The sequence below is a fragment of the Pseudoalteromonas spongiae UST010723-006 genome (genome assembly GCF_000238255.3).
Taxonomy (GTDB): domain Bacteria; phylum Pseudomonadota; class Gammaproteobacteria; order Enterobacterales; family Alteromonadaceae; genus Pseudoalteromonas; species Pseudoalteromonas spongiae.
The window spans coordinates 116415-139215 of the sequence record NZ_CP011040.1 but is presented as its reverse complement, the minus strand read 5'-3'; the positions used below and the strand labels follow the sequence as shown (position 1 = coordinate 139215).

Below are 22801 nucleotides of genomic sequence, written 5' to 3'. Positions count from 1 at the left end.
ATCGATTACAAATTTTCAAGATTTTGCAGTAAAAAGTTCGCGCGACTAAGCACCTTATCGCGATCACCTTGTGGTTTTTTAAGCCAGTTACTTAACACCATTTTAGTGCGTGGGTTATTGGTAAAACTGTCTTTATGTTTATCCATAAATTGCCAATAAAGTGAGTTAAGCGGGCAAGCATCATCACCCACAGTGTTTGCTACGTTATAATGGCAATCACTGCAATAGTCGCTCATTTTTTTAATGTAATTACCACTTGCGGCATAGGCTTTAGAACCAACAATACCGCCATCGGCAAACTGGCTCATCCCCCGCGTATTTGGCATTTCTACCCACTCAAGTGCGTCGATATAAATGCCTAAATACCAGTCATCGACCTCATCAGGGTGAATACCTGCTATTAAGCAAAAGTTACCCGTAACCATTAAGCGTTGAATATGGTGAGCATATGCATAATCAAGTGATTGGGTAATCGCATGAAACAGGCAGCGCATTTTGGTGTTTCCACTCCAAAACCAACTTGGTAGTGGCAATTTTGCATCAAGGGCATTAAGCGATGCGTAATTGGGCATATTGGCCCAATAAATACCGCGCACAAATTCACGCCAGCCTAAAATTTGCCTAACAAAGCCTTCTACCTGTGCAATATCTATGTCGTCATTTTGTTCAAAGGTCTCTATGGCAGCATTCACAACGCAATGGGGGCTTATCATTTTTGCATTAATGGCAAACGATAACCTTGAATGATATAAACTCCAGCCTTTATCCTCACCAAACTCAATAAGTTTGCCTGTCATTGCATCTTGAAATTGACCGAACTTCGGTAATAGCGTTTTACAGAAAAAGGCGAGCAGCTGCTTTGCTTGACTGCGATTAATTGGCCACAGCAATTGTTTTTCCGCTTTACCCATAGTTTTAATGCCATGCCTTTCAATGCGCGCCAAAATGTCACTGACATCATTAGCAAAAACAAGTGGCTCAGGAATATCGGCGAGATCACTTGCTTTTAACTTATTGCGGTTTTGACTATCAAAATTCCACTGCCCCGTAAGGGGTTCATCGCCATTCATTAATAAATTAAATTCCACGCGCATTTTGCGATAAAAATGCTCTAACCGGTGTTTTTTACCATGCTTGAAATAACTGGCTAATTGATTATCAGCCAAGTAAAAATGCTCGGTATCAAATACCTTGTAGTCGATAGAAAGGCTTTGACAGTAATCAGTTAGCTGGGCACGTAAACGGTACTCATCGGGCAATTGATAGCAGAAGGTATGAATACCGTGCTCTTTGATTAAATGATTTAATAAGTCGGGTAAATCAGCGTACTTTTGCGTGTCGTCTAAGGTTAAGTAAATCACCTTATGACCAGCTTTTTCTAATGCGCCAGCAAATGCATGCATTGCCGCAAAAAACGCCGATATTTTTTGTATATGATGGGTGGTGTAACTCGCTTCTTGATATAGCTCGGCAATCACATACGTTACATTGTGCGACTTTTCTTTAAACCAAGAATGCTGAGCATTAAGCTGGTCGCCCAAAATTAAACGAAGCTCACTGGTCATTATGCTTTCCTTTTTGTCGATTACCCGCACAGCGTTTAGAGCAATATTTCACATTGTGCCAATCTCGCTGCCATTTTTTTCGCCATGTAAATGGGCGTTCACACACTTGGCATATTTTTGTTGGTAGTTCTGATTTTTTCACTAATTTGGCCTAACATGGCGATAAAGTAACCGCTTACTTTCAATCACGACTTTTGGCTTTTTACGCCATAACCAAAGTAACGCTTGTGCATCTTTATAGCTTTGTTTTACATCAACAATCGGCTCAGGATAATCTTCACCCAATGTAAAGCCATACATCATTTGTTCCATTTGTGATAACTGCCACGGACTGTGGATCAATGGTGCTGGTACTTCACAAAGTTCAGGCACCCACTTTCTAACAAAGACGCCTTTTTCGTCTTTTTCTTCCCCCTGTTTTACGGGGCTATAAATTCTAATGGTATTAATACCTGTCACACCCGCTTGCATTTGAAATTGACTGTAATGAATACCGGGCTCGAAATCTAAAAATAAACTGGCAAGGTGCGCTACACCTGCGCGCCAATCAAGCTCTAAGTGATGACACAAAAAACTCACTAACATGGCGCGCATGCGAAAATTTATATAACCAGTTTCAATTAGGCAGCGCATACAGGCATCAACCATTGGAATACCAGTCTGTCCCGTTTTCCAAGCGTGTAATCTTTGCTCTGCTAATTCACCTGTCACCCGTGGTAAGTCGTCATACCCTTTGTTAACGTGGCGAAATTCCATTTCGCATTCACTTTCAAATTTCTGAATAAAGTGACAATGCCAATGAAGTCGCGATGTAAAAGCAACAAGGCTGCGTCGCCAGCCGGGAACTTGCCAGTGACTGAGTACCGTTTGATACACTTGGCGTAAACTAATATTGCCCCACGCCAAATACGGCGATAATCGCGAGCAATGAATTTGACTTAAACTTGGGCTTGAAAGGGTAAATGCATACTCTTTACCGCGAGCGGTAAAAAAATCATTAAGCACATTAAATGCTTCGCTTTCGCCGCCATTTTGAAACTGCCCCTGAATATTTTGAAAGCGTGTTTCAAAGTGTGGCAACTGGCATTCAAACTCATTATTTTTAAACCAGTTAACCTTGTTTAAATCAAGATTCAAACAAGGCGCGCGCATTACCCGCTGCCAGTTTTCATCCCAATGAGTGCGATGGGTTAATCCCCGTTGCACCGCCCCTAAAGGGGTTTCATGCCATATTATTTGATTGCTTTTACACCAAGTAGCAAACGCTTTATCGCGCGCAAAGGTGTTATCAAGGCCAATTTCTTGATGAGAAAACACCTGCGAAATACCGTATTTAAGACTAAGCGCCTGAAATACCGCTAGAGCATCACCCTTTGCGACATACAAAGCGCCTGCTGGCAACTTGTTTGCCATATCGCGCAATGACTGCGAGACAAAGCGCCAATGGCGCTCAGAATAGTGCGCATCGTCAAGCAACATGTCTTCAAAACAGTACACCAATAATATCGGTAGCCCTGTTTTTGCTGCTTCAAGCAGTGGGGCGTGATCAGACAAGCGAAGATCACGTTTTAACCAAACAACTGCAATGCTCATTTAAGTTACATCGCTTAAGATTGGCCAATCTGCCGCATCATTGGCATCAAGCTGTGAGCCAACCGCTGAGCCTTGCCACTTTCTAATAAACACGCCGTTTGCATCAAACAACTCGGTTTGCTTTTCAATATTGAAATGCCGCCCACCATGCGGATCAACACCAACGCCTGCAATGTACTGCCAATTACCCCAATTTGACGCCACATCAAAATCAATCAGTTGCTGTTGAAAATAAGCAGCACCATAGCGCCAATCAAGCTGTAACTCATTTACAAAACAACTTGCCGCAATTTGCCTGCCACGATTTGACATATAACCAGTCGCGTTAAGTTGCTTCATAAGTGCATTAACTAACGGGTAAGGTGTATTACCACTACACCATTTTTGATATCGCTCAGCAAAAAAGCTGGTGAGCGGTTTTGTATCACTGAGGCCTGAAAACGTATAAAGGCGCTCGACTAATCTTACGCTCAGCCACTGAAAATATTCACGCCATAACAGTTCAAACTTAATCCAATACGTTGATTCGTTGGCGCCGTCTGATTGTTCATATTGTAATACCGCATGCCAAATTTGCCTTGGCGATAAATTACCTATCGCTAAATAAGGGCTAAATTTTGTCGAGTTGTGCCAGCCATCAAGTTCATTGCGGGTTTCTTTGTATGTTTTTGCCGCGCCGCTGTTTAAGTAACTCACCAAGTGATATTTACCCGCGTGTTCTCCCGCAAAAAAAGGCATTTCATTGGGCATTGTATAAGCCCCACCATAACGCTCAAACCAAGCAAGCAGCGCACAATTGTTGTCAACCTTAATAGCTTTGGGCCAATGCTCTGGCGTTAATGGGCTTTCCAACGAGGTTGGTGCCGAAACTGTTAATGGCTTTTTCTCAACTTTATTGCGAAATTTACTAAAACTGCCCGACATACAATCGAGGGTAGCAATTTGATGCTGTGAAAACAGTGTATGTTGCCAAAACTGCGTGAAGTTAACTTTTGAATGGGTGCTTTGCAATTCAGCTAGCTTACGCTTTTCGAATTCACCCACTTGCTCTGCAACCACCAGCTGATTTATGTCATGCTCACGAATAAACTCACTTACTTCACTTTGAGCCGCGCCCTCTAACACTATTAACTGATGACCTAGTGCTTGCAGCTCATCGGCAAGTTCTTGTAGAGCATTTAAAATAAATCGCGTTTGATGATCGCCTAGCAGTTGGCTGTGATAGTTATTGGCAATTTTTGTACTGGGGTCAAGCACATAAACAAAAGCGATTTGTTCACTGTTTTTCAGCGCATATTCTAGCGCAGAATTATCACTTAAGCGTAAATCATGGGTAAACCAGTAAAGGGTTTTAAGCACTATTTTCAACCGAGCGTGTTACGAACTGTAGCATTAGATACGTAATTCAAAGTTAAAAAGTTCAAAACAACAACCCGCCTTTTTAAACCGCCCCATAGCATTGTGCATTTATCACAAAGGGCTTGTTTAAACATTATTGTCAATTAGCCTTGGTATTGTTTGTCGCTAGCGGTATGAGTGGGGAAGTAAACGTGATCACAGCGATTCTATTAGCCGGTTTTGCACAGAGTTTGGTGTTATCTGGCTTTTTGTACAATAAATCGAAACAAATTCAGCAGTTTAAAATTTTGATGCTGATCCATTTAGTGTTTGCTTTAGATCTCTTTTTAGTATTTGCCGGTCAGCTTAATTGGCTTTCATCGCGACTAAATGCATGTTGGGGAGCAATTTACGCCATTTTATTTTTTGTTTTTATTCGCAGCTGCATCGGTTTGATGCCGTCAAAGCGCGAAATTATATGTTACTTCGCGCCTTGGCTGGCACTTAACATTTCTGTTATTGATTTTCTTTACGATCCGAAAAGCACAGTGTTGTCATTGCGTCACGAATTATCGGGCTACTTTTTACTGGTTATTTATCTTTATTTTGCCATTTGGGCAACTATAACAGTAAGGCGATATTGCAAACAACAAGCGCGGTTTTCAACCACACTTAGCAACGTGAATATTCTGTTGTTATGGGGAATATGCGCCAGCTTATTTTTAGCTATTTCTGTTATTCCATTTCAATACCTCTTGCAAACCAGCTTGCCTTTACCGCAACTATTAATGTGCTGTGTGATGTATGGCATTACCTATGTGCTGTTACTAAAACCCCAGCTACTTGATTTTAAAGCTAAGCAAGTGGCAAACACTCACAAAGAAAAATTACACGCGAGTGAAGATGCATTACTTGCCGAGCACATTTTAACCTCACTTGATGAGCAGCAGCTTTTTACCGATCCCAACCTGAGTTTACAAACCTTTGCCGATCACTTGGCAATGAAACCCTATTTGCTCTCGCAGGTGTTAAACCATCATTTGGGGATAAAATTTATTGATTTAATTAATCAACGGCGAATTGAATATGTTTGCAACCTAATTAAAAATAAGCCACATATGCCAATGTTAACAATTTCGATGCAAGCGGGCTTTAATGCTAAATCGACCTTTAATGCGGCATTTAAAAAATATCGCAATCTCACCCCAAGCGAGTATAAATCCCAAGTATTAAGTACAGATTAGCGAATATGTACGTACAAAAACGCCAATAAGACGACATCAAATGCGAAACGCTGAACCATAAAGCCTTTAAACAAAAGGAGAACTTTATGAACTACAAAAAACTTTTTGCGCTTTGTTTGTCGCTGTTATTAATTGCGTGTGATAGCGATGATGCACTGTTTGATAAACCATCTGCACAACAAGTTTACCCCGCACCAAGCGGGCAATATCGTGTTGGCATTATGGAGTTTGATATTACCGACTACCGCGAAGATAAACTCGCTCCAGAGCTTGGCGAACTGCGTAAGTTTACCGTTCGTGTGCATTACCCAAGCCAATTACGTTCGACGCTCTACCACCCGTACTTTGATAAATGGCAACACCAAGTCGACTACCTATCTGCACAGAGGCCACAAGATGCCCCAATTCACCCCGAGCAACATGCGCTGCAAAGCATGTTGTCTTGGTCAAATTCAAAAGCGCCAATTGCATATCATCAGGAAAATGGCTGGCCGGTGCTTTTTTACTCTCATGGCTTAGGACTTTTTAATGCTGACAACACCGAGCTACAAGAAGAGCTTGCAAGTCATGGCTTTGCCGTGGTTTCAATTAACCATACTTATTTGGCTGGCGTTACCAGTTTTCAAAAGGGCGAGCAAAAAGGACTGTATTTACCAAGTGGCAAACACGATGTGCAAACACCTGCTGGTCGCGCATACTTTGATAATAACGTTGCCCCTGAAATTGCCAAAGACGTGCTCGCTGCATATCAGTGGTTAACGCAAGAAAGCTGGCAATTTGAACATCAGCTCAATTTAAACAATGTTGGCATGCTGGGTTTTAGCTTAGGTGCAAGTGCGGCAATGAATGCCTGCCAGCAACTGTTAGTATGCAAGGCCGCAGCAAATATGGATGGTATCGTATTGGGTGACGTGGCACTAAATCCACTAAACAAACCACTGTTACTATTTCGCTCGGAAAACCCTTTCTCACAACTAGAGCCAATTTATCACGCGAACCAAAATGACAGCATTTTGGTATCAATACACGGCAGCCAACATAATGACTTTACCGACCAAAACCGCTGGATTGTTGGTTATCCGAGCAAGGTTGATACAAACACCATGCATAACATTGTGAAACAGCATATGCAGCGCTTTTTTAATCACTATTTAAAGGCGCAGGCATTGGTACTCGCCGAATTTGAAGGTGTTAGTATTCAGCACAAGTAATTCAGCTAATCTAAACTAGCAGCCAGTATCAACGGTAGAGGCCACTTTACTGGTCACTTGGCTGCCATTTTCGGCAAAAGCGTAATAGGCATAGCATTCGTCTTGTAGGCTGTAGCCTTTAGGGAAAATAAATAATCCCCAGCCCTGAATACTGCTATTTACATAAGATGCCGGAGTTTGATCTATCACACATAAGCGCTCTTGGCAGTTATAGCTTGCAACTAAACTTGCACCTAAATCGAAATACCCATTGCCCACATAACTAAAATCACCGTCCATTAAATCGCCCAACGCGTTATTCCAAATTTCTTGCGGCGCACCAAAGTAGGTATTAATAGTAACCCCATTAACAGTAACGGATTCATTGCTGACTTTGTGTTTATGTTGAATTACAGCTTTGGCATAAATGCCATCGGTAAGCTGATCTAACCCTGCAGCTACTTGTTTAAGTGTTGCAATGTTTGCATCACGATTAAGTGAAAGGAATTTAGGCGCTGCAACGACAGCTAAAACGCCGATTACAACAATCACTAAAATCAATTCAATTAAGGTAAAGCCGCGGTGAGAGATCATAGAAGTGAAATACCTTTTAACGTTAAACGCTTAATGGATAAGGGGAATCCTCATACATGCCCTAAAGATAAGCCTTCTGGCAAAAATGTTCAAATAATTAAAATAGCGAACATCCGTGTTCCACTAATACCAAATGAGCATTAAACTGGTTTGCTGGGGCGTAAGGCAAATGCGAATTCAGTGCCTTTGCCAAGTTCACTTTTTACTTTAATATCGGATTTAATCAGCTGAATTAAACGGTTTGTTATTGCAAGCCCTAGTCCTGCGTGCGACTTTTTACAGCCTAGGCTGTTACTTGCGCGATATCGCGCTTCAAAAATATAGGGTAAATCTTCACTGCTAATACCCACGCCGGTATCGACAACAACAATTTTGTACTGCTGCGACTCTAAAACAACCTTGATACTGATCGTTCCTCCTTGATTAGTATGACGCAGCGCATTTTCGATTAGATTGGTTAAAATACGCTCTAATTTTGCGATATCTGAATAAACACTAAAATCGCATTCTTTCGGATGCACTTTTAATTGGATACCCGCTTTTTCAGCGCGTAGGGCGAATTTTGCCATGACATCGTAAATCAGCTCACCTAAGTTGAATACTTCCAGATTAATATTGGTTTGGCCTGACTCAAGATGAGCGAGTTCAAAAATTTGATCAATCAAGGCTTTTAATTGGCCGCAATTTTTAAGCGTTACATTTAAATAATGCGCGGCTTTTTCATTAGCATTGGGCGTTTCTTTGTTAAGTAACTCTAAATAGCCTTGCAGTGAGGCAAGTGGCGTGCGTAAATCGTGAGATAAATGCGCAAGTAATTCTCGGCGCTGCTCATCAAGCGCTGTTAGCTGCATCATTTGCTGATTGATGGTGATAAGCATGCGATTTACTGCCGCACCTAATTGATGAATTTCATTGTGGTGTTCTGGCCAATCTAATAAAGGCAGCTCTGAAATATCAAATTCCGTTTTATCCACTTTTTGAATAAAACTACTTAAGGTTCTGAGTGGTTTAGTAATAGTGCGAAACACCACCAGCATGCTAATCAGCAAAAACCCTAAACCTAATACTAACCAGATACTGCTTACTAAAATTTGCTCTGAGCTTTTAATCGACGCAAATATAGAGTCATAAATAGACGAGCCAATAATCACGTACAAGTAACCTTGTAGGGTATCGCCGTTATACACAGGGGCCACTGAAAAAATCTTTTTGTGGTCGAAATTGCGCGGATCATCACCGTAAATGGGTAAATTAGATTGATCTTCAATTAAGGTAACAAGTGGCGCTAAATCGATAAACTGGCGTTTAACTTGCCCTGGTTTGGCTGAAAACGTCAGTAATTTGCCACTTGGGTCAACAAAATAAAATTCAAATGCAGGGCCAAGTACCATTAAGGTATGGAATAAATTCTCCAATGCCTTGTAGTCGTATACTCCTTGTTTTAACAATGGATTATCATTGGCTAAATGTTCAGCCAAACCCAAGTGCAGCGCTTGCTCTGCCTGTGCACGGCTTACTTGCGATACGCTTTGTGTCCACCATAAAAAAAGGCTGGCAGTAAGAATGAAAATGCTCGCTAATGTAAGTGAGAGCTTGGTATAAAGCGAGTTTTTCATAGTGCCGCAACTGCCAAAGACTTAGCATTGAGTTTGTAACCAACGCCCCAAACCGTTTCAATAACATGCTGTTTAGCATGCTTTTCGAGTTTGCCTCGCAGCCGGTTAATATGTGAGTTTACGGTATGTTCATAGCCACTATGGTCGTAACCCCAAACTGACTCTAATAATTGGCTTCTTGAAAACACTTGGTTAGGGTGTTTTGCAAAAAACATCATTAAGTCGAACTCGGTTGCGGTAAGAGGTAAATCTTCCCCCTGAAAACGCACTTCATGGCTAAAGGGGTCGATGTGTAATGCACCAAAATTAAGTACTTGCTGTTGCTCGCTGTTTTGCATGCTTTGTGCTTGGCTTTGCTGCAATAAGCGGATGTGCCTAATTTGCGTTTTGATACGCGCTTGAAATTCACGATAGCTAAACGGTTTGCAAATATAGTCGTCTGCGCCCATTTCAAGGCCGATAATCCGATCCATTTCACTGCTTTTAGATGTGAGTAGTACCACGCTCACCTCGGGCATTTTGGTTTTTATTTCGCGGCATAAGGTTAGCCCGTCTACCGTGGGTAACATTATATCCAGTAAGATAACTTGATAATCTTGTTTTGCTAATTGGGCTAGTGCCGCTTCACCAGTTGTAACATGATCGACATGCAAGTTAAGCTCATTTAAATGAACCTGAAGTAACCCCGCAATATCGTGATCATCTTCAACAATCAGTACCGAGTGTTGCATCATCACACCTCTGCTTATCATAAAAATAAGATAGGCCGACGAAGACAACAACAAGGTACACTAAATAAGTGCGCTACAGTGGTTTAAAGTGCTAACTCGGGTTTACTGCAGCACACTATTCAACGTGGCAAAACAAATCGCCGGCCTATTTAACGCGTTTTACGGTGACAGCCAATAGTGGGTTGTCGAATTTATGAAGACTGGTTAATACCGAAGTACTCAGCCCATCATCTTGTCCAACAACACCTGGATGCATCGCAACTTTATTTATTTCTTCGCGTGCACTGTTAAAGCCTTCACCTCCGTCAGCAGGGCCCGGTATGGTACCTGGCGCTTCAGAGTTGGCTTCTGTGCCCGCATCATAAGCAAAGGTTTTATAGTACTGCATATCCCCTACACTCATTGAAGAAACATCTATGGCATTAAGACCGGTAAAGCCATCATTTGTATTCACCATCATCGAAATTAATGATAATTTTTGGCCTTCCAGCATCTCGCTTGTGAGCATCAGTTCAACTTTTTGTCCCGGCATTAATACTACGTCACTTGATGTGCTTGCATTCACCACATCTAATGCCAAAAGGCCCGAGTTATCACCGGATTCCGCCAGTACTTCGAGTGGCTCAGATGCCATTTCACCAATTTGCCAAAATTGACCGGAGGTATGTAAAGCACTGCCTAACGGCGACATGGGTTGCGCCTGCGTTAAATTCACAGCGGTTACCATAAATTCATAAGTCATTGTGGTTGGCGGCGTGACTACTGGAGGCTCAACCGTCATTTTGTCGTTATCGTCGTCCCCACAGGCAACAAGCGCTAAACATGCTGCTGGGATCAAAATTTTACTAAGTCTCATAATGACCCCCAATTACTTCACAGTGACTGTTACTTTCGCAACTGGGTTTAACCAGCGGTGAACTGTGTTATGTAAGTCACTACTACCGCCAGAAGCATCGTCATCGCCAAGGTTTCCGCGGTGAACATGGATCATTTTATTCTCTTCGCTAGTGGTAACGCCTGTGCCATTTTCGCCAGGAGCAACCCCAGGAGACGCCGGAATACCAAGTTCACCCGGTGCGCCAGATCCATTTTTTACTAACTCATTATTGGCTTCAGTGCCCGCATCGTAGGCATTTAAATAAATTGTGTAAGTACCCACTTCGCTTGGAATGCTCCAGCTGTTTAGGCCAACAAAGCCATCATTGGTTGGTAGCATCATACCGACAATTGATAATTGGGTATTGCCGTCAGCTGTCATTAAGTTGGTCATGGTACTCATGGCTGGGGCAAGTAAACCACCCGCTGGGTTTGCCATGGTATCTGCACCAATACCATTTACCATAGCTACAAGCCCATCTAAGCTGCCGCCTTCAGCCATTGCTTGCAGTTCAGGTGAAGCCGCTTCACCCAATTTATACAACATGGCATCGCTAGAGTGTGCCGTAACAAGTAACGGCGTGAAATAAATGCCTTGGGTTAAGTTAGTAATTTTTACATCTATATCTGCAGCACTTGCATTGCTCGCGGCAAGAAGTGCACTCGTAGCAAAAAGTGAAAGGATTTGTGTCTTCATAATTTGTTCTCGGTTGTTATTGACCCTTTCACTATGAAAAACAAAGTTCTCAATGCCATCACCGAAATCTCACAAAATTATCACGATTTCATAAAAAATTTTAACTTGCGATAAATGAATAAGAATTGTTCAATTGAGCATTGGCAACCTATAAATTAATCTGTAACGCAAAATACGCCTTGGCTAATTTTGGTTATCGCATAAAACATGAAATGGATGTTCAACATAATATGAAGTACTTTTATCTCGCAGCTGCACTTTTAGGCAGCATTATTCCTTATGGTGCTTTTCTTCCTTGGGTCATTGAAAATGGCGCAAATCTACCTTTATTTGTTGAATTGGCAACGGCCAATCCTATTAGTCTATTCGCTTGGCTTGATGTGTTAATTGCCGCAATTGCCTTAATTGTGTTTATTATTGTCGATGCAAAAACAAATAAAGTTGCGTATTGGTACTTAGCGCTTGTGGGCACATTATGTGTGGGCGTGTCATGTGGCTTACCACTTTATTTATATTTGCGTACCCGTGAGCAAAATGCGCGCTTAACTCACGCTGAGTCAATTTAAGGAATTTACATGGATTATTTGCTGGCAGTGACGCTTTTTGCAATTTCATCATCGGTTACACCGGGTCCTAACAATATTATGGTGATGACTTCTGGGGTAAATTTTGGGGTGAAGAAAAGCCTGCCCTTGCTAATAGGGATTTGCCTTGGTTTTAGTATAATGCTGCTGGTTGTAGGGTTTGGTTTTGCTCAGCTGTTTGCCCTTTATCCCACCTTGCATTTCATTATTAAATGCGTAGGCGTTGGCTATTTACTTTATTTAGCCTGGCTTATTGCAAGTAGCAGCTCAGAAGTTGAAAAAAGCCGTCAAGCAACCCCTTTTTCGTTTATGAAAGGTGCGCTGTTTCAATGGGTAAATGCCAAAGCATGGATTGTTGCAACAGGTGCTATTGCAGCATTTACCTCAAGTGGTGGCGATTTATTAACTCAGCAATTAATTATCTCACTGACATTTTTTATTGTGTCGTTTCCTTGTGTTGGTGTGTGGTTATTGTTCGGCTCTATGCTGCAAAACGCACTCAATAGCCAAAGCCACAGGCGCATATTTAATTTATTCATGGCTGGGTTATTGGTGTTATCGGTATTACCGGTAATGCACGAGATTATTTCCCAGTTACTTAAATAATACGTCGCTTGAACCGTCAAAATGCTCACTTATCAAATCCATGACTGAATCGAAACGAGCAGGTAAGTCCCGTTGATATTTTTTAACTAAATACCTTGGCTGTGAAATTGGTTTAGGTAATTCAAATTCACAAAGCACGTCTTTAAAAGGTGAATGAGCAATTGCTACTTGCGGTAAAACGGTAAAACCCAACCCTTTTGATACTGGTAACAGGATTTGATTGAGCTGGTTGATATAACCGCTAACTGGCATAAGTTCCATACTGCTAGGGTGTTTATCAAGTTGATTAAACACCATACTTAGGTAGTGCTTACCATCTGGGTGGTTAATAAACCCGCGTTGGCATAAATCATCAAACGATGTAATCGTGCCCTGCCAAGTTTTTGCCATCACCACAGAAATTTTTTCATGACTTAAGCGCATTGCTGAAAACCCTTTATCAGCTGAATAATGATTAACAATGCCTAAATCAATTGAGCCTTGCTGAATGTGCTCTAAAATACGTTCGTTTGGCGCAATTTCAAGCTCGCACACCAGCTTTGGTAACTTAACTTGTTGTGCAATAAGCTTTTCATACAGAGGTAATGCATTTGCGCCAGAGCATGCAATACGACACACCCCACTGTGTTTATCATCAAAGTTAAGTTGCTCGAGTAAATCAATCTGCCCCTTAAACGTCGACAATGCATAGTCATATACCAACTTTCCTTGCTCGGTAATTTCAAATGCTTTGCCATAGCGCTTTATTAAGGCTTGGCCGCAATAACTCTCTAACTTTTGCAAATGTTGGCTAACACCCGGTTGTGTCATTGCTAATAAATCTGCGGTTTTGGTAAAACTTTTTGTCTCAACTAGGGTGATATAAGTTTTTAACCATATGTTATTTAACATCATAATTTTAAATTATAGGTTTTCTAAAATTTAATAATTTCAATTAATTTAGTTGATCAACTAGGCTTAGCACAAGTAATTTTTCTTGTTTGAAAAGGAAACACAATGTCACACACATACCCAAGAAGCTTTTCACACATTGGTATTTCAGTACCTGACCTAGAAGCCGCAGTAAAATTCTACACTGAGGTGTTAGGCTGGTATTTAATTATGAAACCCACTGAAATTATTGAAGACGACTCGCCAATTGGCGAGATGTGCACCGATGTGTTTGGTGCTGGCTGGCAACGTTTTCGCATTGCCCATTTATCTACTGGTGACCGCATTGGTGTTGAACTATTTGAATTTAAAAACCAAGAAAACCCCGAAGATAACTTTGAATATTGGAAAACAGGTATTTTCCACTTTTGTGTGCAAGACCCAGATGTAGAAGGATTGGCTGAAAAAATTGTCGCCGCTGGCGGTAAAAAACGCATGGCAAAACCACGCTATTATTACCCTGGTGAAAAACCTTACCGTATGATTTATATGGAAGACCCATTTGGCAATATCTTAGAAATATACAGCCACAGCTACGAATTACACTATGCAAGTGGTGCCTATAACTAACTTTTACACTCCTGCTAGGCTGATTATTTAACAGTTAGTTAAGTGATCAGCCCCTTTAACAGTTGCCATTAAAGGCTTACGTGCCAACAAATGTTATTCGTAACGCCGTAATAGCTTTGAGCTAGCGAGCGTCTTGATTGACACGTTTGTTAGCTTGTGTTGCACGAATAAACTCAAGATCACTCGTGATAACACCAATACCCGATGCGACAGCGTCATCGTAGGATTGGGTAATCGATTCATGTCGAGACCAAAGATAAACATCCGAACCATAACTCTGTAGTCTTGATGCGAGGCGTTCAGGATAGCCCCAAAAAAACTTTGTCATCGAGGGAGGTATAAAAAGAATGGCATTCCTACAGGACTCAGGAACTAGTCCAGCCCATCCAACTAAAAGATAATTTAATCCGCAACTCTTTACACTACCAACGCTTGCTAACCGTAAAGACGAATCCTTGTTTCGAAACCACTCCATACCTTTTGAAGAGGTAATTACAATATGGCTAGATTTTTTTCCAGCTAAATACTCATATAGAGTTTCGAATGATCGTATGTCGTTATTCTTTAGGTTTAGCCAAAACTCATGCTTTGGATACCGTTCGTAAAACGCCTCTAACTTGGAAATCCTAAAACCTTTTCCTCTAAATGGGAAAGTCGCACCATCATCAAACGTATACCCATATCCTGCATCAAGATTTTTCAACTGCTCAAACGATGTTTTATGTACTGGCCCAGACCCATTTGTAGCACAATCTAACGTCCAGTCATGAAAAACAACCAGTTGATCATCACGCGTTCTGTGAACATTTAGATGAATTACGTTAGCTCCGGCTGCAACGGAAGACGCCGCAGCTTCTAGTGTGTTTTCAACTGAATTGCCCTTTGATGCTTCTATTGAAAGGGAGGTACAGCCAGTTTTTTTTAATTTTTCATAGTTAACTGCACTTCCGCCTCCTCGATAGGCCACAATCTCGCCATGTCGCTGTAAGTCAGGAACGAACACATAAGCATTAAACACTCCTAGAGCAATTATGCAAAACAGACAAATCAAAAACGTCTTAACTATTTTTATAAACATTTATTACCTGAATCCTTGATCGATGGTCGATGAAAACTAACTCCCGCATAAGGGGCGCGAATTGATGCGTTTGTTAGGGCTTTTTAGCCAAAGCAACATCGTAAAAATTGTCTTTAATAAACTTATACAGCCTTAATTCAGCACCTAGCTCAACCATGTCCTTGATAGGAACTTCCCACTCTTGGAACCCTTCCATTTTGACGAATAGCTTATGCATCGGCACGGTTTCACCGGTGCGCCCTTTTGATATGTACTGAGAGTGGTGAGACTCGTAACGCATAGATTGGACTTTGTTACGCGGAATTCTGATCTCACTGAAAGCGCCATCACGAATATACAAAGTACCGGCTTTAACCCAGGCTGATGGCTTTGTACCATTTTTAAACCAAAACACAAATGAAGCCAACATAACTACTAGGATAACAATGGGCATAAATGCCCCTAAGCTTTTAGCTTGAGCTGCCATAAACAATACAACAGGAAGAGGCGCTAAGGATGCCATGAAGATCTGAATGTAATTGCGCTCTCTTGGTAATACTGCATCCATAATTAATATTTCCCTATAACCCTAACGCCGCGTTAAGCGGATAAAAATAGTTGGCTATAATCGCGAAGCGATGACCAACTGTCTTTATTCCGTTTAAGCAACTTGTTATGTATTTTTAGTGAAATGGCGTTCAATGTCATAACCGATGGCTGTATTATGTTGATCGAACATTTTCACAAACTTTTTCATTTCCGGTTTCCCATTTGAACCAAAAATTAATTTATTCAGAGTTGCTCTAACACCAAACTGATTTTTGAGAGCATTGATAGGATTAACTTGAGTTGCAATCTTAAAAATCCCCATGCCAGCTTCCATTGTCACTGGCTTACCTGTTGCCCCTAACCCAATTTTTGCACTTACATTTTGTGATACCGAATCCAATTGTTTTCGGTAATTATTAATCTCATTGATATCATCATTTGATAGCGCATTTTGAAATTGCTTAAGCCATTCCCGGAGATTTAAGAAATCGTTTCTCATTTCTAAAGCTACTTCAATAAGTTGAGGTATTGACGATGAGTCTTGTATCACTCGGAGCGGGATCGCAGGCATATTTATAAACAAAGAATACAGAGAGTCTATTCCATAAATTTTCTTAGAAACTTTCATCTGCTCATCATTCAAAAATGACGTCACCTGATGAAGTGCATCACCAGCAGGCAACATGAAACCTGAATTAACAAAAAATCTTTTTCTCAAAGGGTGTGGTGTATAACTCTTTTCATAAACAAAACTTCTTGCACACATTCCAGCTCCGCCCCACATAGTTGCTGAGAGTAGCGGATGCGTAACTTGTTGGGTCTCTTTCCAACTAGTTATGTTTTCTTGATGTGATTTTTTTAGAGACTCATTTGAGCACATATGCTCAATTATTCGACTTTTTGGTAAGGCTAATTTTTCAGATTCATTTAAAAATGGATAGCTTCTAACAACCCCTTGCTCTTTCGCTTTTAAAATCGGACTATTTGAAGCAGTCCAAGCATGTGTGAAGCTCTTATCAACCAAAATTTCATCGCGAAGGACTAAGTCAGTAATAAAATCAAAAAGTGCTTCTGTTTGAACAGAAGCAAATGAAATTGGATTATATGAATAACTTTTATCTTTAACTATGATCTCATCTGCTGAGCTATCATCCATACCTGATACTAAAAGGCTTGAAATATCTTGAAGTGACCAATTGTCTGAAACTACACCTTGTGCCATTGAATCTCCGTATAATGATTGAATACATAACAATTTAATATCGACCCAATGGGTTGTTTTTTTACCGAGCCACGGGTTATTTTTGTCATTGCACCAGTTCTATCACACTTACTAACTTGTTGCTACAGATATACTTTTAATCATTATAGAAATTATGAAGAGGATAAAGACGACCAAATGGGTCGTTTCCTGAATATAGGAGAAACTCATAGCAACTGGACATAAAGTCGGTGCTGAAAAATAAATTTCTAATGACTGCTATTCGCTCTGATCTGCCTTATCGCAACTAAGCATGTTATGAAGCTGAGTTAAGAATTCATCCATGAAGCTTTGTTCCATCGGTCACCTCGATAATCGCTCCTGCATTATTCTAATGCCTTACGACCATGTATGCCACACACCTCACTTGCTCAAGCTACGAAGCTCAGATGATTCTAGGCTTCCTGCCGGCCAGCTTCGCTGTTCAAATTTATTCCCAATAAACTCGTGTTTCATTTTTGTTGTGTAACAAAAATAGACAAGAATGCATCATGGATGGTTAGAAAAGAATTTTTATATCTAAACAGCTATAAATTAACGCCATCTTTACTGTTAACACCTTTAAGTTAATACCTATAAGCTAAAACACGCCATTACTATTACGCATTTTACCGCCAACCATCAAACTATAAAGGCGCATCGAAAAACTTAAACCTTGCACGGCATCCCAATGCTCAACCAATTTGCCATTTTCCAAGCGCCATGTATCGATAATATTAAAACCTTGGGTATCATCGCCACGATGTTTACGTTTTAGCGTTGCATGCGAATGAATAATAACGTAATCCCCATCAACAAACGCATGTTTAACATCGTAACTAAACTCCGGCGCCGTTTTTACAAGATCGCTTACCGCTTTAACTACACCCTCAATATTATCAGCGATGGTGCGATTATGTTGCCTATAACTATTTTGTCCGTATTGTTTGGTCACTTGGTCAAAATTGTGGTCATTCATTATCAGTTGAACAAAGGCGATAACGGCCTCAACTTTTTCTCTGTCTTGTGCTGACCAGTGAGGCTTGATTAACGCTGCAACATTAATATGTGGTTTGCTCATAAATACTCTCAAATATAGTTGTAAATTTAACTTTCATTTTGCAAGTTAAATTATTTGCTTGCAGTTTGCAAGTAAATTAAAATCTCTAAAACTTATTCAATGAGCATACTTATGAGTAAACGATCACTTTGCCCTATCTCGAATGTGTTGGATCACCTTGGTGATAAATGGAGCTTACTGATCCTAAGGGATTTGATTTTCTTCAATAAAAGTTCTTATTCGGAGTTACAAAACTCTGAAGAGAAAATGGCAACAAATATTTTATCGAGCAGGCTAGAAAAACTAGAAAGTGTTGGTTTAATAAGTAAGCAAACAGCGCAAAGCGATAAACGAAAAAAGCTGTATACACTTACTCAAGCGGGTAAAGATACCTTGCCAATATTGCTTGAAATGATTGTGTGGAGCAGTAAACACGGTGAGAATTTAAACCTACCAGAGCAGCTTTTAACGCGTATAAAAAACGACCGCGAAGAACTAATTAATGACTTGCTGGCGAATATAAAAAGCGCACCTTAGTGCGCTTAAATTATTGCCCCTGAGCTAATTATTTATTTTGCTCTGCCAAGTAGTTTTTGGCTAGTTTGGCGGTATGAAGTAGTAACGATTGATCGCCAGCGCGACCGTGCCCCGGAAATACATGCTTGATATTCGGATACGCACTGAGCGTATTTTCAATTGATGTTGGCCACTTTGAAACACGCGCATCTTCAAGGTTGCCCAAATTTTTACTGTTAAGCCCCTTTACAAAACAGCCTGCAAAGAGAATTTGTGGCTTTTCAAGCCATACAACAATATTGTCAGCGGTATGCCCGCCACCAGGATAAAATACCTCTATTTTATCTTTGAGCAGCGAAAACTTATCCTCTTCAATAATATGTGTTGCCGACAGCCCTTTATGTTTTTCTAATAACTGATTCGTTTTTTTATAGGCATAAGTTGGAATATTTCGCTGGTTTAGTGCAGTCAATCCGCCACTTGCATCTTGATGAAAATGCGTCACAACAGCGGCTTTCAGTGTAAAGCCTTGCTCGTTTGTCCAATTAATCAGTTTTTCGGTGTCGCTGTTCGACCAAGGCGTATCAATCATGTAAGCCTCTTTACCGTCAACAACAACTAACCCACGTGCAGAAACATTGCCCCACTGACCAACGTGCTGATAGGAAATATGCTCATAAACCCCATTTTGTATTGGCTTTATCGTTAATTTCGGATCCGCGGCGTTAAGATTAAAGCTAATAATAAAAAGCACATATAGCATAGATTTACCCAGCGCATTAATTGAACTAAACATGTAAAAACCAGTAACGAGAAATAAAGCTATTACCTTGCAAAAACAAACAACAAAGGTCAACTTATGTTGTTAACAGTTTATGCTTCGGCTGCTTCATTTATAAAATTTTGCCAAGGACCCGTAATTGCCAATGTGCGCGTAGGCGAATACAAATTAACAAATAACACCTCACCATTTGGCGAAAAACACGCCCCTGCAGGCTCTGTATTAATATTTATTTTGGCAAATGGATAAACTGCCCCACTTGGCGTTACACCGCGTAAATAGTTATCAGGAAATAAACTATATTGGTCTTCACATACCAATAAATGGCCATTTGGCATCACTGTTAAGTTATCGCCAAAGTTATATAGTGATTCATCGCTACTTTCTAAAAACAGTTGTAATAATGCGGGGTGCTCTGCCTCGTTATCCGTGCCTTCAAAAGCAGACGGTTGATATCGCATTATTTGACCAAGCTGCTTTGTACCACCATTGGTGCAGCAAAAATAAAGTTCGTTTTCGCCAAAATGAATGCCTTCTCCACGAGCAAAAACCGCTGCACCCGCTTCATAGCCGCGTTTACGAAGGTCATCTTCTGGGCTTTCAGGGTTATCAAGGTTTATCCATTCCACTTCAAACCACTTCGCAATTGGCAAAGTGGTTAACTGCCAATTGCGTGTATCGAACTGTTTGCTGTGTTTAAAAACAAGTGCTTGTAATTGACCACCTAAGTGCAATTTTTCTTTTACTTTAGGAATAAAGCGATAAAACAAACTATCGCCTCTATCTTCTGTGAGGTAGACAATGCCTGTACGCGGATCAACTGCAGCCGCTTCATGATTAAAACGGCCCATAGCGCGAAGTGGCTGTGCCTTAACCAAACCCGTAGCAGTTGCCGGCACCTCAAATACATAACCATGAGATTTGTTTATTTCACCATCGGGTGTCGCCACCGATTCTTCACACGTTAGCCAGCTTCCCCAAGGCGTTGTGCCGCCCGCACAATTTCGAATCGTGCCAACTAAACTGTAAAACTCACGCTCTACTTTTTGCGTACGCAAATTGTAAATGATGTGAGTGGTCCCTCCAGGAAGTGCAACATTGCCATGTTGTGAATCATAAGCAAGGTCGCTTATGTGATGTTTAATCTCATTTGATGCATCATCTAAATGCTTTGGGCTTAGTTCATGATTGCGCACAAGCGCAACCCGGTTTTCATCAAGTGCAAAACAGCCCATGCCATCGGCGCGATCGGGTACTGTTAAACCATCACTCATTTCATTATTCAAAGAAGATATAACGCGGTAACTAAATCCTTTTGGCAGATCAATTAACCCTTTTGGATCTTCAACTAAATCACCATAGCCGCGCACACTGGGGGTGCTAACACGGTTTAAATTACTCGATGGCGAAATTGCACAGCCGAGTAAACTACTGCTCAACCCCATAAACGCTAATGTCACGGTATTTTTAGTAAATTGCCTGCGTGAAACCATTATAAATGCCCTCTCTCGTTATAAATTTTAGCCTACCCCATAAAGACGACATTTTCATTAAATCGCTGTGTATGTTGCCTTTGATTTATTTTGTTATATTATAACATTTCACAAATTCATAACAGGGGCGAAAATGTTATCAATTGAAAAGGAAGCCGAACTGAAAAAGCGGTTCAAACTCGCAGGTGTGAAAGCAACACAAAAACGCATGGAAATTTTCCATACCTTAGTGCTGGCTAATCGGGCGCTTTCACCTTACGAATTAGCACATTTTTGTGAGAACGATTTCTCACTGTCAATTCCTGTAGTGTCAATTTACCGCACGCTCGATTTACTCGTTTCGGTTAACCTTGTTCATAAGCTCGACCTTGTAAACAAATACATTGCCTGTGCCCATTTAGAGTGCCAATCACATCATCCTCACAGCCAATTTTTAATTTGTAATGTGTGCCAAAAAGTCACCGAAATCCATATTCCCCACACCATCACAAATGAATTAAGTGAGCATATTGCAAAACACGGATTTCAACTCAAATCACCTCAATACGAATTTCAAGGCATTTGCCAAGCATGTTCGTCTTGACCCTTTAACACTGACACTTTGCGGAATATAAATGAATTTAACCCTTTTAAAAAATGCCAAAATTGTTAATGAAAACAGCATATTTGAAGCCGACTTACGAATAAATAAAGGCCGCATAGAGCGCATCGAAAAACACCTTAGTGCACAGCCAAACGAACAAGTCATCGATTTACAAGGTGATTGGTTACTTCCGGGGATGATTGATGATCAAGTTCATTTTCGCGAACCAGGCCTTGAGTGGAAAGCAAACATCGCTAGCGAATCGCGCGCTGCGGTAGCGGGCGGTATTACAAGCTATATGGAAATGCCCAATGTAAACCCTGCAACTACAAACCATGCGGCTTTGAGGCATAAACGCGATATTGCCGCAGCCAATTCAATGGCAAATTACGCATTTTACTTAGGTGCAACGCCTGACAACCTTGATCAAATTAAGGCGTGTGACCCAAAAACCGTATGTGGTGTAAAAGTATTTATGGGTGCATCAACGGGTGATTTATTAGTAGAGCACCCAGCTGCGCTTGAAGCAATTTTTAAAGAGTGCCCAACACTTATCGCCACACATTGTGAGAAGGGCGATATTATTGCCAACAATTTAAAAGGATTGGCAAATAGACCACTAACGATTCACGATCATCCGATTATTCGCGATGTTGAAGCCTGTTATGCCTCGTCTTCTTACGCTGTAAATTTGGCGAAAAAATATAGTAGCGACTTGCATGTGCTGCATATCACAACAGCTAAAGAGCTGGCGCTATTTGAAGCAGGCCCCGTCGATAACAAACACATTACCGCAGAAGCCTGTGTTCATCACTTATGGTTTAACCAAGATGATTACACCCGCCTTGGCAATTTAATTAAGTGTAATCCAGCAATTAAATCAGAGCATGATCGCTTCGCTTTATTGAATGCGTTAAACGATGGCCGAATAGACATTATTGCCACCGATCATGCACCGCATACATGGCAAGAAAAACAAGTGACTTATTGTGACGCACCTGCAGGATTACCACTAGTGCAACATGCTCTGCTGAGTTTATTTGACCAAGTAAAACGCGGCGCATTGACTATTGAGCAAGTTGTTGAAAAAACAGCTCATAACCCAGCTAAACGCTTCAAAATAAATGAACGTGGTTTTATCCGTGAAGGCTACTTTGCCGACCTAACCGTGGTGAGTCGTAGCGCGAGCGAAGCGGTAACACACGACAACACCCATTATCACTGTGCATGGTCGCCATTTGCTGGGCATCAATTTTCACACAGCATTCGCTACACCTTTGTAAATGGTCAATGCGTTTACAACCATGGCGACATTATTGACGAAACCACCAGCGCAATGCCGCTAATTTTTAACCGCTAAATGTAGCGTTTATTTGTCATGCCTATGA

At 41.0% G+C, this 22801-nt stretch carries 24 protein-coding genes; 8 read left to right on the top strand and 16 right to left on the bottom strand.

Annotated elements, in window-relative coordinates; genetic code table 11:
• Positions 1–5: 5 nt before the first annotated feature.
• From PSPO_RS15130 to PSPO_RS15115, 4 genes are read right to left on the bottom strand one after another with little or no spacing between them, the layout of a single operon-like run.
• Positions 6–1565 (bottom strand): cryptochrome/photolyase family protein, encoded by a 1560-nt coding sequence (locus PSPO_RS15130; protein ID WP_010558321.1) that lies wholly within the window; start codon positions 1563–1565, stop codon positions 6–8.
• Positions 1555–1707 (bottom strand): DUF2256 domain-containing protein, encoded by a 153-nt coding sequence (locus tag PSPO_RS15125; RefSeq protein WP_010558322.1) that lies wholly within the window; start codon positions 1705–1707, stop codon positions 1555–1557. Before PSPO_RS15125 ends, PSPO_RS15130 begins: the two co-directional genes overlap by 11 nt.
• Complete coding sequence (locus PSPO_RS15120) at positions 1707–3158, bottom strand: cryptochrome/deoxyribodipyrimidine photo-lyase family protein (protein WP_010558323.1); 1452 nt, start codon at positions 3156–3158, stop codon at positions 1707–1709. The genes PSPO_RS15125 and PSPO_RS15120 overlap by 1 nt, the downstream gene beginning before the upstream one ends.
• A complete protein-coding gene (locus PSPO_RS15115) occupies positions 3159–4517 on the bottom strand; it encodes a DASH family cryptochrome (RefSeq protein WP_010558324.1) in 1359 nt (452 codons plus the stop codon).
• A 191-nt stretch (positions 4518–4708) separates the two neighbouring features.
• Between PSPO_RS15115 and PSPO_RS15110 the strand changes: the two genes are divergently transcribed.
• The gene (locus tag PSPO_RS15110; protein ID WP_010558325.1) at positions 4709–5740 is read left to right on the top strand and encodes a helix-turn-helix transcriptional regulator; all 1032 of its coding nucleotides are present in this window, start codon (positions 4709–4711) and stop codon (positions 5738–5740) included.
• 86 nt (positions 5741–5826) lie between these two features.
• The gene (locus PSPO_RS15105; protein WP_010558326.1) at positions 5827–6951 is read left to right on the top strand and encodes an alpha/beta hydrolase; all 1125 of its coding nucleotides are present in this window, start codon (positions 5827–5829) and stop codon (positions 6949–6951) included.
• A 15-nt stretch (positions 6952–6966) separates the two neighbouring features.
• Here the strand turns inward: PSPO_RS15105 and PSPO_RS21965 are convergent, their stop codons facing one another.
• The 5 genes from PSPO_RS21965 to PSPO_RS15080 form a co-directional block, all read right to left on the bottom strand.
• Positions 6967–7524, bottom strand: a complete 558-nt coding sequence (locus PSPO_RS21965) for a type II secretion system protein (protein WP_010558327.1) — start codon at positions 7522–7524, stop codon at positions 6967–6969.
• A 140-nt stretch (positions 7525–7664) separates the two neighbouring features.
• Complete coding sequence (locus tag PSPO_RS15095) at positions 7665–9140, bottom strand: sensor histidine kinase (protein WP_010558328.1); 1476 nt, start codon at positions 9138–9140, stop codon at positions 7665–7667.
• Positions 9137–9874 (bottom strand): response regulator transcription factor, encoded by a 738-nt coding sequence (locus tag PSPO_RS15090; protein WP_010558329.1) that lies wholly within the window; start codon positions 9872–9874, stop codon positions 9137–9139. Before PSPO_RS15090 ends, PSPO_RS15095 begins: the two co-directional genes overlap by 4 nt.
• Positions 9875–10016: 142 nt before the next feature.
• The gene (locus PSPO_RS15085; RefSeq protein WP_010558330.1) at positions 10017–10727 is read right to left on the bottom strand and encodes a spondin domain-containing protein; all 711 of its coding nucleotides are present in this window, start codon (positions 10725–10727) and stop codon (positions 10017–10019) included.
• Between the two features lie 12 nt (positions 10728–10739).
• Entirely contained in the window at positions 10740–11444 is a 705-nt protein-coding gene (locus PSPO_RS15080) for a spondin domain-containing protein (protein ID WP_010558331.1), read from the bottom strand.
• A 230-nt stretch (positions 11445–11674) separates the two neighbouring features.
• Between PSPO_RS15080 and PSPO_RS15075 the strand changes: the two genes are divergently transcribed.
• Together PSPO_RS15075 and PSPO_RS15070 are read left to right on the top strand one after the other, a co-directional pair.
• Positions 11675–12010, top strand: a complete 336-nt coding sequence (locus PSPO_RS15075) for a DUF2834 domain-containing protein (protein WP_040642212.1) — start codon at positions 11675–11677, stop codon at positions 12008–12010.
• Between the two features lie 9 nt (positions 12011–12019).
• The gene (locus PSPO_RS15070; protein WP_010558333.1) at positions 12020–12634 is read left to right on the top strand and encodes a LysE family translocator; all 615 of its coding nucleotides are present in this window, start codon (positions 12020–12022) and stop codon (positions 12632–12634) included.
• Here PSPO_RS15070 and PSPO_RS15065 read toward each other — a convergent pair.
• The gene (locus tag PSPO_RS15065) at positions 12623–13528 is read right to left on the bottom strand and encodes a LysR family transcriptional regulator (RefSeq protein ID WP_010558334.1); all 906 of its coding nucleotides are present in this window, start codon (positions 13526–13528) and stop codon (positions 12623–12625) included. The two genes, PSPO_RS15070 and PSPO_RS15065, sit on opposite strands and share 12 nt — an antisense overlap.
• Before the next feature lie 102 nt (positions 13529–13630).
• Here PSPO_RS15065 and PSPO_RS15060 point away from each other — a divergent pair, with 102 nt between their 5' ends.
• Complete coding sequence (locus PSPO_RS15060) at positions 13631–14134, top strand: lactoylglutathione lyase family protein (RefSeq protein ID WP_010558335.1); 504 nt, start codon at positions 13631–13633, stop codon at positions 14132–14134.
• 121 nt (positions 14135–14255) lie between these two features.
• On the opposite strand, the gene PSPO_RS15055 is transcribed toward PSPO_RS15060, so the two are convergent.
• The 4 genes from PSPO_RS15055 to PSPO_RS15040 all read right to left on the bottom strand — a co-directional run bounded on the left by PSPO_RS15055 (position 14256) and on the right by PSPO_RS15040 (position 18061).
• Positions 14256–15212: a glycerophosphodiester phosphodiesterase family protein gene (locus PSPO_RS15055; protein WP_010558336.1), complete on the bottom strand. Its 957-nt coding sequence runs from the start codon at positions 15210–15212 to the stop codon at positions 14256–14258.
• Positions 15213–15285: 73 nt separating this feature from the next.
• Entirely contained in the window at positions 15286–15759 is a 474-nt protein-coding gene (locus PSPO_RS15050; protein ID WP_010558337.1) for a hypothetical protein, read from the bottom strand.
• Positions 15760–15864: 105 nt separating this feature from the next.
• Positions 15865–16962: a BAR domain-containing protein gene (locus PSPO_RS15045; RefSeq protein WP_010558338.1), complete on the bottom strand. Its 1098-nt coding sequence runs from the start codon at positions 16960–16962 to the stop codon at positions 15865–15867.
• Between the two features lie 619 nt (positions 16963–17581).
• A complete protein-coding gene (locus tag PSPO_RS15040; protein ID WP_010558339.1) occupies positions 17582–18061 on the bottom strand; it encodes a nuclear transport factor 2 family protein in 480 nt (159 codons plus the stop codon).
• 111 nt (positions 18062–18172) lie between these two features.
• Between PSPO_RS15040 and PSPO_RS15035 the strand changes: the two genes are divergently transcribed.
• Positions 18173–18577 (top strand): winged helix-turn-helix transcriptional regulator, encoded by a 405-nt coding sequence (locus PSPO_RS15035; RefSeq protein WP_084616563.1) that lies wholly within the window; start codon positions 18173–18175, stop codon positions 18575–18577.
• 28 nt (positions 18578–18605) lie between these two features.
• Here PSPO_RS15035 and bla read toward each other — a convergent pair whose 3' ends face one another.
• Together bla and PSPO_RS15025 are read right to left on the bottom strand one after the other, a co-directional pair.
• The gene (gene bla / locus PSPO_RS15030) at positions 18606–19319 is read right to left on the bottom strand and encodes a subclass B1 metallo-beta-lactamase (protein ID WP_040642207.1); all 714 of its coding nucleotides are present in this window, start codon (positions 19317–19319) and stop codon (positions 18606–18608) included.
• Between the two features lie 110 nt (positions 19320–19429).
• Entirely contained in the window at positions 19430–20830 is a 1401-nt protein-coding gene (locus PSPO_RS15025) for an alkaline phosphatase PhoX (RefSeq protein WP_010558342.1), read from the bottom strand.
• Between the two features lie 133 nt (positions 20831–20963).
• On the opposite strand from PSPO_RS15025, the gene PSPO_RS15020 reads away from it, so the two are divergent.
• A complete protein-coding gene (locus tag PSPO_RS15020) occupies positions 20964–21413 on the top strand; it encodes a Fur family transcriptional regulator (protein ID WP_010558343.1) in 450 nt (149 codons plus the stop codon).
• Between the two features lie 31 nt (positions 21414–21444).
• Positions 21445–22773: a dihydroorotase gene (locus PSPO_RS15015; RefSeq protein ID WP_010558344.1), complete on the top strand. Its 1329-nt coding sequence runs from the start codon at positions 21445–21447 to the stop codon at positions 22771–22773.
• The last annotated feature ends 28 nt before the right edge of the window (positions 22774–22801 follow it).